3 protein-coding genes, 2 tRNA genes, 4 rRNA genes and 1 pseudogene are annotated in these 11033 nt (G+C 53.6%); 8 read left to right on the forward strand and 2 right to left on the reverse strand.

Annotated elements, in window-relative coordinates; all coding sequences use genetic code 11:
• Positions 1 to 182: 182 nt before the first annotated feature.
• Positions 183 to 1082: a LysR family transcriptional regulator gene (locus ACA056_RS00565; RefSeq protein ID WP_497269719.1), complete on the reverse strand. Its 900-nt coding sequence runs from the start codon at positions 1080 to 1082 to the stop codon at positions 183 to 185.
• A 157-nt stretch (positions 1083 to 1239) separates the two neighbouring features.
• Here ACA056_RS00565 and ACA056_RS00570 point away from each other — a divergent pair, with 157 nt between their 5' ends.
• From ACA056_RS00570 to rrf (ACA056_RS00605), 8 genes are all read left to right on the forward strand, one after another.
• The gene (locus ACA056_RS00570; protein ID WP_123369330.1) at positions 1240 to 2421 is read left to right on the forward strand and encodes an acyl-CoA dehydrogenase; all 1182 of its coding nucleotides are present in this window, start codon (positions 1240 to 1242) and stop codon (positions 2419 to 2421) included.
• A gap of 13 nt (positions 2422 to 2434) precedes the next feature.
• Positions 2435 to 3655, forward strand: a complete 1221-nt coding sequence (locus ACA056_RS00575) for a CaiB/BaiF CoA transferase family protein (RefSeq protein WP_497269721.1) — start codon at positions 2435 to 2437, stop codon at positions 3653 to 3655.
• A gap of 642 nt (positions 3656 to 4297) precedes the next feature.
• Positions 4298 to 5836, forward strand: a 16S ribosomal RNA gene (locus ACA056_RS00580).
• An 82-nt stretch (positions 5837 to 5918) separates the two neighbouring features.
• Positions 5919 to 5995, forward strand: a tRNA-Ile gene (locus ACA056_RS00585).
• 27 nt (positions 5996 to 6022) lie between these two features.
• A tRNA-Ala gene (locus tag ACA056_RS00590) sits at positions 6023 to 6098 on the forward strand.
• 235 nt (positions 6099 to 6333) lie between these two features.
• Positions 6334 to 9225, forward strand: a 23S ribosomal RNA gene (locus tag ACA056_RS00595).
• A gap of 158 nt (positions 9226 to 9383) precedes the next feature.
• A 5S ribosomal RNA gene (gene rrf, locus ACA056_RS00600) occupies positions 9384 to 9499 on the forward strand.
• Positions 9500 to 9605: 106 nt separating this feature from the next.
• Positions 9606 to 9721, forward strand: a 5S ribosomal RNA gene (rrf, locus tag ACA056_RS00605).
• Together the 16S, 23S and 5S rRNA genes with 2 tRNA genes alongside form the textbook arrangement of a ribosomal RNA operon.
• A 258-nt stretch (positions 9722 to 9979) precedes the next feature.
• Here the strand turns inward: rrf (ACA056_RS00605) and ACA056_RS00610 are convergent.
• Positions 9980 to 10994 (reverse strand): annotated as a pseudogene (locus tag ACA056_RS00610) (TonB-dependent receptor domain-containing protein); the annotation flags it as partial.
• Positions 10995 to 11033 lie beyond the last annotated feature (39 nt).

An 11033-nucleotide genomic window follows, 5' to 3' on the forward strand; every position in this document is an offset into this window, starting at 1 on the left:
TTTCACATCGGTCAGGTGAATGAGTCGTTATTGCTCCGCAATAGAGGCTCAAGGCCACGTTTTTAGGCTCTTGTGGGACGTTTGTACTGCTTGTCGGTACAGTCTTCGAATATGCGACAAATACTTATATCTGTAGTGCTTTTATTTTGCTGACTACGGGGTCAGCTAATACGGCCGGGCCTTTATCCTTCTAGGCTGTAGCTCTGTGCCTGATTGACCAGCCAATCGCGAAATGCCCTTAAAGAGGCCGATTCGACCTTCCGCTCGGGAATCATCAAGTAATACGCCTTGATGCTTGATAACGCCTGGGCGTTGGCAATGACCAGGCGCTTCTCGGCCAGTTCACGTTGAATCAGGAACGGTGGAATCAACGCTATTCCCATATCGTGCATGGCCGCTTGGGCAAGCATGGAGAATAGCTCGTAGCGCGGCCCTGTCATGTCTCGAGGGATATTTAGGTTTTGAGAGTTGAACCACTGACGCCAGGCATAAGGGCGAGTGGTCTGCTGCAACAGGGGCAATTCGGCGATTTCAGCGGGAGACAGGTTTGTCTTTTTCCCCAGGAGATTGGGGCTGCACACCGGCATCGGATTTTCGCCCATCAGCCTGTGGGATTCGGTACCCGACCAGTCCGCGTCTCCAAAATAGATCGCGGCATCGAAGTCGGTGTCGGCAAACAGGAAGGGGCGAGTTCGGTTGGTGAGGTTGACCGTCACTTCCGGGTGTTTTTGCTGGAAATCCTTGAGTCGTGGCAACAGCCATTGAGTGCCGAAGGTTGGAACCACCGCCAGCTCAATTACGTTGGCACCTTGCTGACCCATCACTGACAAGGTGTCCCGTTCAACGGCATCGAGTTGGGTGGCCACCCGGCGGCTGTAGGAAAGACCGGCCTCCGTCAGCTTGACCCCGCGTCGCGAGCGACGGAACAGTTCTACGCTGAGGAACTCCTCAAGGCTGGCGATCTGTCGGCAAATGGCGCCTTGAGTGAGCGAAAGCTCCTGAGCCGCCTTGGTAAAACTTTCGTGGCGAGCCGCGGCTTCAAAGCTGATCAGGGCCGTTGTGCTGGGGATTTTCCTGCGCATGTACGTCAACCTCACTAATACATTGCATAAAAGCTACTTTGCGATGTTTCGGAGTGAGAAATTAGCACAACAGTATGCAAAATCCTCGTTTGCCGTAACGCCGAACCCGGCCTAGGATCAGCCCACGTTATTTGACCCGATTCGAGAGGACACACTCATGGGCGGTAAAGCTAGCTTCAACTGGATCGATCCCCTGCTGCTGGATCAACAGCTCACCGAAGAAGAACGCATGATCCGCGACACCGCTGAGCAATTCGCTCAGCAGAAGCTCGCGCCGCGTGTTCTCGAAGCTTTCCGCCATGAAAAGACCGACCCGGCAATCTTCCGCGAGATGGGCGAAATAGGTCTGTTGGGCGCGACTATCCCTGAGCAGTATGGTGGAAGCGGCCTGAACTACGTCAGCTACGGCCTGATAGCCCGTGAAGTCGAGCGCGTCGACTCCGGCTACCGCTCGATGATGAGCGTGCAGTCCTCGCTGGTCATGGTGCCGATCAATGAATTCGGTACCGAAGCCCAGAAGCAGAAGTACCTGCCGAAACTGGCTTCAGGCGAATGGATTGGTTGCTTCGGTCTGACTGAACCTAACCACGGTTCCGACCCGGGCGCGATGATTACTCGTGCGCGCAAAGTGGAAGGCGGCTACAGCCTGACCGGCAACAAGATGTGGATCACCAACAGCCCGATCGCTGATGTGTTCGTGGTCTGGGGCAAGGACGACGCCGGTGACATCCGCGGTTTCGTTCTGGAGAAAGGCTGGAAGGGCCTGAGTGCTCCTGCGATTCACGGCAAGGTTGGCCTGCGTGCATCCATCACCGGCGAGATCGTCATGGACAACGTGTTTGTCCCTGAAGAGAACATCTTCCCGGATGTCCGTGGCTTGAAAGGCCCTTTTACGTGCCTCAACTCGGCACGTTACGGCATTTCCTGGGGGGCGCTGGGCGCGGCCGAGTTTTGCTGGCACACCGCTCGCCAGTACACCCTGGATCGTCAGCAGTTCGGACGCCCGCTGGCTGCTACTCAGCTGATCCAGAAGAAGCTGGCCGACATGCAGACTGAAATCACCCTGGCGCTGCAAGGTTGCCTGCGTCTGGGTCGTATGAAGGATGAAGGTACTGCAGCGGTCGAGATCACTTCGATGATGAAGCGCAACTCCTGCGGCAAGTCCCTGGATATTGCCCGCATGGCGCGCGACATGCTGGGTGGTAACGGTATTTCCGATGAGTTCGGTGTCGCTCGCCATTTGGTCAACCTGGAAGTGGTGAATACCTATGAAGGTACGCATGACGTCCACGCACTGATCCTCGGTCGTGCGCAGACTGGCATCCAGGCGTTCTATTAATAGGAGAACGGCCATGGGCGCGCTTTCGCATCTACGGGTACTGGATTTATCGCGGGTTCTGGCCGGGCCGTGGGCCGGACAGATCCTTGCTGACCTTGGCGCCGAAGTGATCAAGGTCGAGCGTCCGGGTAATGGCGATGACACGCGCGCCTGGGGGCCTCCCTTCCTTAAAGACGCCTATGGCGAGAACACCAGCGAGGCCGCTTATTACTTGTCGGCCAATCGCAACAAGCAATCGGTCACCATCGACTTCACCCGACCTGAAGGGCAGAAGCTGGTGCGTGATCTGGCGGCGAAGTCGGACATCCTGATCGAGAATTTCAAGGTCGGAGGGCTGGCGGCCTATGGTTTGGACTACGAGTCTCTAAAGGCGATCAATCCGAATCTGATCTATTGCTCGATTACCGGGTTTGGCCAGACAGGCCCTTACGCCAAGCGCGCGGGCTATGACTTCATGATCCAGGGGCTGGGCGGTCTGATGAGTCTGACGGGGCGACCCGAAGGGGATGAGGGGGCCGGGCCGGTGAAAGTCGGTGTGGCGCTGACGGACATTTTGACCGGTCTCTATTCGACCGTGGCGATCCTTGCAGCGCTTGCGCATCGGGATCATGACGGTGGCGGCCAGCATATTGATATGGCGCTGTTGGATGTTCAGGTAGCTTGTCTGGCGAACCAGGCAATGAATTACCTGACTACGGGCAATGCTCCGAAGCGCCTGGGGAATGCTCATCCGAATATCGTGCCTTATCAGGACTTTCCTACGGCGGATGGAGACTTCATCCTCACCGTGGGTAATGACGGGCAGTTTCGCAAGTTTGCTGAAGTGGCTGGTCAGCCGCAGTGGGCAGATGATCCACGCTTTACGACCAACAAGTTGCGGGTGGAGAATCGTGCGGTGTTGATTCCGCTTATTCGCCAGGCGACTGTGTTCAAGACGACCGCTGAGTGGGTACTGCAGCTGGAGCAAGCAGGTGTGCCGTGCGGGCCGATCAATGATCTGGCTCAGATGTTTGCGGATCCTCAGGTTAAGGCGCGCGGGTTGGCGATCGAGCTGCCCCATGTGCTCGCCGGGATGGTGCCCCAAGTGGCGAGTCCGATTCGTCTGTCCGAAACGCCTGTGGAGTATCGCAATGCGCCTCCTCTATTAGGGGAGCATACGCTGGAGGTTCTGCAGCGGGTGTTGGGTCTGGATGCTGGTGCTGTGGCGGCATTCAAAGAGGCCGGGGTGCTCTGAGGATTTCTTCTATATAGGGGGAGTGGTTTTACTCTCCTATATAGAGAGGAAACCGGCTGTTTTCCGGCGTTCTGCAAGTGTTTGATAGAAAAGCGTAATTAAGGGTTGACGGCAGATTCTGGAAGTCTATAATTCGCCCCACTTCCGGCGCAGTCGAAACGGAAAACTCCTTGGCAAACAATGAGTTACGCAGTTTTCGACAGCGAGTTGCTTCAGATCATCGAAGCCCAGAAGGAGTTGAAAGAGCGAGGTTGTTTGGCTCTTTTAACGATTCGATCTTCTCGGTCGAAAGCGGTGTAAAAGAGGTGTTGACAGCAGCGAGTAACGCTGTAGAATTCGCCTCCCGCTAACGAGAGATCGGAAGCGCAAGTGGTTGAAGTTGCAAAGGAAACTTTGAAAACTTCGAAAAATAACCGCTTGACAGCAACAGAGGCTGCTGTAGAATGCGCGCCTCGGTTGAGACGAAAGATCTTAACCAACCGCTCTTTAACAACTGAATCAAGCAATTCGTGTGGGTGCTTGTGGAGTCAGACTGATAGTCAACAAGATTATCAGCATCACAAGTTACTCCGCGAGAAATCAAAGATGTAACCAACGATTGCTGAGCCAAGTTTAGGGTTTCTTAAAAACCCAAAGATGTTTGAACTGAAGAGTTTGATCATGGCTCAGATTGAACGCTGGCGGCAGGCCTAACACATGCAAGTCGAGCGGCAGCACGGGTACTTGTACCTGGTGGCGAGCGGCGGACGGGTGAGTAATGCCTAGGAATCTGCCTGGTAGTGGGGGATAACGCTCGGAAACGGACGCTAATACCGCATACGTCCTACGGGAGAAAGCAGGGGACCTTCGGGCCTTGCGCTATCAGATGAGCCTAGGTCGGATTAGCTAGTTGGTGAGGTAATGGCTCACCAAGGCGACGATCCGTAACTGGTCTGAGAGGATGATCAGTCACACTGGAACTGAGACACGGTCCAGACTCCTACGGGAGGCAGCAGTGGGGAATATTGGACAATGGGCGAAAGCCTGATCCAGCCATGCCGCGTGTGTGAAGAAGGTCTTCGGATTGTAAAGCACTTTAAGTTGGGAGGAAGGGCATTTACCTAATACGTAAGTGTTTTGACGTTACCGACAGAATAAGCACCGGCTAACTCTGTGCCAGCAGCCGCGGTAATACAGAGGGTGCAAGCGTTAATCGGAATTACTGGGCGTAAAGCGCGCGTAGGTGGTTTGTTAAGTTGGATGTGAAATCCCCGGGCTCAACCTGGGAACTGCATTCAAAACTGACAAGCTAGAGTATGGTAGAGGGTGGTGGAATTTCCTGTGTAGCGGTGAAATGCGTAGATATAGGAAGGAACACCAGTGGCGAAGGCGACCACCTGGACTGATACTGACACTGAGGTGCGAAAGCGTGGGGAGCAAACAGGATTAGATACCCTGGTAGTCCACGCCGTAAACGATGTCAACTAGCCGTTGGGAGCCTTGAGCTCTTAGTGGCGCAGCTAACGCATTAAGTTGACCGCCTGGGGAGTACGGCCGCAAGGTTAAAACTCAAATGAATTGACGGGGGCCCGCACAAGCGGTGGAGCATGTGGTTTAATTCGAAGCAACGCGAAGAACCTTACCAGGCCTTGACATCCAATGAACTTTCCAGAGATGGATTGGTGCCTTCGGGAACATTGAGACAGGTGCTGCATGGCTGTCGTCAGCTCGTGTCGTGAGATGTTGGGTTAAGTCCCGTAACGAGCGCAACCCTTGTCCTTAGTTACCAGCACGTAATGGTGGGCACTCTAAGGAGACTGCCGGTGACAAACCGGAGGAAGGTGGGGATGACGTCAAGTCATCATGGCCCTTACGGCCTGGGCTACACACGTGCTACAATGGTCGGTACAGAGGGTTGCCAAGCCGCGAGGTGGAGCTAATCCCAGAAAACCGATCGTAGTCCGGATCGCAGTCTGCAACTCGACTGCGTGAAGTCGGAATCGCTAGTAATCGCGAATCAGAATGTCGCGGTGAATACGTTCCCGGGCCTTGTACACACCGCCCGTCACACCATGGGAGTGGGTTGCACCAGAAGTAGCTAGTCTAACCTTCGGGAGGACGGTTACCACGGTGTGATTCATGACTGGGGTGAAGTCGTAACAAGGTAGCCGTAGGGGAACCTGCGGCTGGATCACCTCCTTAATCGACGACATCAGCTGCTCCATAAGCTCCCACACGAATTGCTTGATTCATTGAAGAAGACGATAAGAAGCAGCCCGAAATTGGGTCTGTAGCTCAGTTGGTTAGAGCGCACCCCTGATAAGGGTGAGGTCGGCAGTTCGAATCTGCCCAGACCCACCAATTTTGTGTGGGAACCTGTAGAAATACGGGGCCATAGCTCAGCTGGGAGAGCGCCTGCCTTGCACGCAGGAGGTCAACGGTTCGATCCCGTTTGGCTCCACCACTACTGCTTCTGTTGTTGAAAGCTTAGAAATGAGCATTCCATCGCACGATGGTGAATGTTGATTTCTAGTCTTTGGATTAGATCGTTCTTTAAAAATTTGGGTATGTGATAGAAAGATAGACTGGACCACACTTTCACTGGTGTGGGATCAGGCTAAGGTAAAATTTGTGAGTTAAATTGCGAATTTTCGGCGAATGTCGTCTTCACAGTATAACCAGATTGCTTGGGGTTATATGGTCAAGTGAAGAAGCGCATACGGTGGATGCCTTGGCAGTCAGAGGCGATGAAAGACGTGGTAGCCTGCGAAAAGCTTCGGGGAGTCGGCAAACAGACTTTGATCCGGAGATGTCTGAATGGGGGAACCCAGCCATCATAAGATGGTTATCTTAAGCTGAATACATAGGCTTAAGAGGCGAACCAGGGGAACTGAAACATCTAAGTACCCTGAGGAAAAGAAATCAACCGAGATTCCCTTAGTAGTGGCGAGCGAACGGGGACTAGCCCTTAAGTGGCTTTGAGATTAGCGGAACGCTCTGGAAAGTGCGGCCATAGTGGGTGATAGCCCTGTACGCGAAAATCTCTTAGTCATGAAATCGAGTAGGACGGAGCACGAGAAACTTTGTCTGAATATGGGGGGACCATCCTCCAAGGCTAAATACTACTGACTGACCGATAGTGAACTAGTACCGTGAGGGAAAGGCGAAAAGAACCCCGGAGAGGGGAGTGAAATAGATCCTGAAACCGTATGCGTACAAGCAGTGGGAGCCCACTTTGTTGGGTGACTGCGTACCTTTTGTATAATGGGTCAGCGACTTATTTTCAGTGGCGAGCTTAACCGAATAGGGGAGGCGTAGCGAAAGCGAGTCTTAATAGGGCGTCTAGTCGCTGGGAATAGACCCGAAACCGGGCGATCTATCCATGGGCAGGTTGAAGGTTGGGTAACACTAACTGGAGGACCGAACCGACTACCGTTGAAAAGTTAGCGGATGACCTGTGGATCGGAGTGAAAGGCTAATCAAGCTCGGAGATAGCTGGTTCTCCTCGAAAGCTATTTAGGTAGCGCCTCATGTATCACTGTAGGGGGTAGAGCACTGTTTCGGCTAGGGGGTCATCCCGACTTACCAAACCGATGCAAACTCCGAATACCTACAAGTGCCGAGCATGGGAGACACACGGCGGGTGCTAACGTCCGTCGTGAAAAGGGAAACAACCCAGACCGTCAGCTAAGGTCCCAAAGTTATGGTTAAGTGGGAAACGATGTGGGAAGGCTTAGACAGCTAGGAGGTTGGCTTAGAAGCAGCCACCCTTTAAAGAAAGCGTAATAGCTCACTAGTCGAGTCGGCCTGCGCGGAAGATGTAACGGGGCTCAAACCATACACCGAAGCTACGGGTATCACTTAGGTGATGCGGTAGAGGAGCGTTCTGTAAGCCTGTGAAGGTGAGTTGAGAAGCTTGCTGGAGGTATCAGAAGTGCGAATGCTGACATGAGTAACGACAATGGGTGTGAAAAACACCCACGCCGAAAGACCAAGGTTTCCTGCGCAACGTTAATCGACGCAGGGTTAGTCGGTCCCTAAGGCGAGGCTGAAAAGCGTAGTCGATGGAAAACAGGTTAATATTCCTGTACTTCTGGTTATTGCGATGGAGGGACGGAGAAGGCTAGGCCAGCTTGGCGTTGGTTGTCCAAGTTTAAGGTGGTAGGCTGGAATCTTAGGTAAATCCGGGATTCTAAGGCCGAGAGCTGATGACGAGTTACCCTTTGGGTGACGAAGTGGTTGATGCCATGCTTCCAAGAAAAGCTTCTAAGCTTCAGGTAACCAGGAACCGTACCCCAAACCGACACAGGTGGTTGGGTAGAGAATACCAAGGCGCTTGAGAGAACTCGGGTGAAGGAACTAGGCAAAATGGCACCGTAACTTCGGGAGAAGGTGCGCCGGTGAGGGTGAAGCATTTACTGCGTAAGCCCATGCCGGTCGAAGATACCAGGCCGCTGCGACTGTTTATTAAAAACACAGCACTCTGCAAACACGAAAGTGGACGTATAGGGTGTGACGCCTGCCCGGTGCCGGAAGGTTAATTGATGGGGTTAGCTAACGCGAAGCTCTTGATCGAAGCCCCGGTAAACGGCGGCCGTAACTATAACGGTCCTAAGGTAGCGAAATTCCTTGTCGGGTAAGTTCCGACCTGCACGAATGGCGTAACGATGGCGGCGCTGTCTCCACCCGAGACTCAGTGAAATTGAAATCGCTGTGAAGATGCAGTGTATCCGCGGCTAGACGGAAAGACCCCGTGAACCTTTACTATAGCTTTGCACTGGACTTTGAATTTGCTTGTGTAGGATAGGTGGGAGGCTTTGAAGCGTGGACGCCAGTTCGCGTGGAGCCAACCTTGAAATACCACCCTGGCAACTTTGAGGTTCTAACTCAGGTCCGTTATCCGGATCGAGGACAGTGTATGGTGGGTAGTTTGACTGGGGCGGTCTCCTCCTAAAGAGTAACGGAGGAGTACGAAGGTGCGCTCAGACCGGTCGGAAATCGGTCGTAGAGTATAAAGGCAAAAGCGCGCTTGACTGCGAGACAGACACGTCGAGCAGGTACGAAAGTAGGTCTTAGTGATCCGGTGGTTCTGTATGGAAGGGCCATCGCTCAACGGATAAAAGGTACTCCGGGGATAACAGGCTGATACCGCCCAAGAGTTCATATCGACGGCGGTGTTTGGCACCTCGATGTCGGCTCATCACATCCTGGGGCTGAAGCCGGTCCCAAGGGTATGGCTGTTCGCCATTTAAAGTGGTACGCGAGCTGGGTTTAGAACGTCGTGAGACAGTTCGGTCCCTATCTGCCGTGGACGTTTGAGATTTGAGAGGGGCTGCTCCTAGTACGAGAGGACCGGAGTGGACGAACCTCTGGTGTTCCGGTTGTCACGCCAGTGGCATTGCCGGGTAGCTATGTTCGGAATAGATAACCGCTGAAAGCATCTAAGCGGGAAACTAGCCTCAAGATGAGATCTCACTGGGACCTTGAGTCCCCTGAAGGGCCGTCGAAGACTACGACGTTGATAGGTTGGGTGTGTAAGCGCTGTGAGGCGTTGAGCTAACCAATACTAATTGCCCGTGAGGCTTGACCATATAACACCCAAGCAATTTGTGAACTCGAAAGAGGCCAGATTGCGGTGTGTGAAGACGAAACGAACCGAAAGTTCGAGATACTCACAAAACACCGAAAGCTATCACATACCCAATTTGCTGAAGCGAGGCCAGCTGGCCACGACTCAGTACCCGAATTTCTTGACGACCATAGAGCATTGGAACCACCTGATCCCATCCCGAACTCAGCAGTGAAACGATGCATCGCCGATGGTAGTGTGGGGTTTCCCCATGTGAGAGTAGGTCATCGTCAAGATTAAATTCCGAAACCCCTATCTGCGTATGCAGGTAGGGGTTTTGTTTTAGTAGAAGTCACCAATTTTTCTGGCACGTTACGCTGTAACGGGCTGGTCACAGAATTTCTTGACGACCATAGAGCATTGGAACCACCTGATCCCATCCCGAACTCAGCAGTGAAACGATGCATCGCCGATGGTAGTGTGGGGTTTCCCCATGTGAGAGTAGGTCATCGTCAAGATTGAATTCCGAAACCCCTGTCTGCTAACGCAGACAGGGGTTTTGTCGTTTTGGGCTCGCTAAACGCTCAGAAACGCCATCCTCCAAACCAGTTGAATGTTCCCACAGAGACGACAAACTCAGCCCCCGAATTCAGGCGCTGGCTTTGTTGGAATGACGAGGGATTAGAACTGGTAGCTTACCGTCGCGGTGACATTGCGTTCTTCGCCCAGGTAGCAGAAATTCAGACTGGCACATCAGGCCACATAGGACTCCTTGGGGAGTTCGGGTTGAACGACTCGGAGTAGCTGATGTAAGGCGCAATGCCGTTATCGAACAGATACAACGCCCCGGCGCGACCAGTCAGCTTGGTGTGTTTGTCACTGATTTCAGTGCCCTCAGGCCGGCCAGTTTCAGCCAGCCGATTCTCATCGGACGTTTCGACCCAGGCTTGGCGCACACCAAGCAAGAAGCGCCACTGGTCCATTTCGATCAGGTCCAGCAGGTAAACGCCGGTTTGTTCTCAGCAACGCAAGTAACTGGTTGGACTGTAGAATTCGATATCCGAATTTCCATACACAGGGTTGAACGCATCAATCGGTGCAAGACCACCGCTGGTCCAGTCGACCACGGTTTTGCGACGCTGGTAGTCCGTGCCCATCAGTACAGTGTGTTTGGTTGCACCGGTGAAGAACTCCGCTTGCAGCATGTAATCGACAATGAATGCATGAAGTTTTTCATCGCCACCGGTGTAATAACGATTCAACTCATTACTGGGACTGCTGATCGCGCGGGAAGCCCTCAATGCTCGGTTCTCCCTCGAAGAAGTGGGGGGAGATCCGATTCCCATTGCGCTGATGAATTGTGCCGTCGGCCGGCACGCCACCGTGATAACCACCGTCCGGGTCGTGTTGTAAATGCGCTTGGAGGGTCAGCGAGGTGTCTTCGGTAAAATCGATGCTCACCGTAGGCGCGAGGGCGAAGCGTTTTTCTTTGTTGTGATCGAACTGTGTGTCGGACTGATCCGTCAGCCCTGTCAGGCGATAGGCGATGAGTTCGTCGTCGTCCACAGGGCCGCTGAAGTCGAAACCCATACTGCGCTGACCCTGAGTGCCCACCGTGGCTTGGACCTGGTGATAGCCTCATACAGCGGCCTCTTGCTGGTTAGCGGCTACCAGGCCGCCGGGTGAGCTGCGACCATAGAGCACCGATGACGGAACCGAACCATCGTTGAAGCCGCGCAGCGCCACGTAGTCATAACGGTGGGTGGCGCTGTAATGGTTGGTCAGTACGCCTGTACTGCAAACTCAGAGTACTGATCAGCCGCTCTGGAA

The organism is Pseudomonas sp. LBUM1666, assembly GCF_059695775.1.